The organism is Aphanothece microscopica RSMan92 (genome assembly GCF_046613545.2).
Lineage (GTDB): Bacteria > Cyanobacteriota > Cyanobacteriia > PCC-6307 > Cyanobiaceae > NIES-981.
This window is the reverse complement of sequence record NZ_JBKKKY020000274.1, coordinates 1-758: the sequence shown is the minus strand read 5'-3', so window position 1 is coordinate 758 and position 758 is coordinate 1. Positions and strand designations below refer to the sequence as shown.

Annotated in this window: 1 protein-coding gene; it reads right to left on the bottom strand. The window is 62.4% G+C overall.

Features of this window, described 5'->3' with window-relative positions; all coding sequences use genetic code 11:
* Nucleotides 1–146: 146 nt before the first annotated feature.
* Nucleotides 147–758 (bottom strand): linear amide C-N hydrolase (locus tag ACLD7X_RS17465; RefSeq protein WP_411424960.1); only part of this gene is annotated, 612 nt, incomplete at its 5' end.

The following is a 758-nucleotide window of genomic DNA, read 5'->3' as shown; positions in this document are numbered from 1 at the left end:
CCCCATAAGCCGCATTCTTCTTCTGTCGACGATCGGGCAGGTGGAGACCGGGCGGCTTCCCGGCCCGATTCCGCGTGCCAGACCCTAACGGTTGCCGCCGACCGAGAGAGCGGCGACGACAACCCGTTTTGCCCATCCTCGAGAGGTCAGGATTCGTTCCTGCCGAACACCATTGGCTCGACAGGCACAAACTGATCGCTCACGTCGCCGTTCAGCTCGAAGATACGTCCTTCAACCTTCAGTTCCAGCTCGGGCAGCCCCGCGCTGAAGTCCATGTTGTCGTAATCGACCCAGACGACGTTGGGTGCAAAGGTGCTTTCAAAGTAGTAGCGCTCGCCGGTCAGGTCCTGCACGGTCCGGAAAATGGTGCTGGCGACGTTCGGCCGGTCTGGGTCGCCAAGGCCGAAGGGCACAGAGACGTTGCGGATGACGCTGAACATGAAGGCGGCGGCCTGGCCCCGGTCCGCGGGCTCTGGCAGACCGGAGGCGTAATAGGCCGCTCGGACGAACCGGTCCGTCGGGGTGCGCTCTCCCGGGAGGGGCAGGTCGCCTCCAAAAGTGCGATAGCGCTGCAGGTTCTCGATCTGGACGTCATAGGTCGGTTCGTTCGTCATGACCGTAAAGCGGCGGTCGTGATAGATCTGCGGGACGCCGTCCCGGTATTCGATCACCGCGGAATCGCCGGACTTGTCAGACAGCGAGATGTGGATGAGGGTCGGATACCCGTTCGGCAGGATCAGCGGTTCGATCTGGAAATC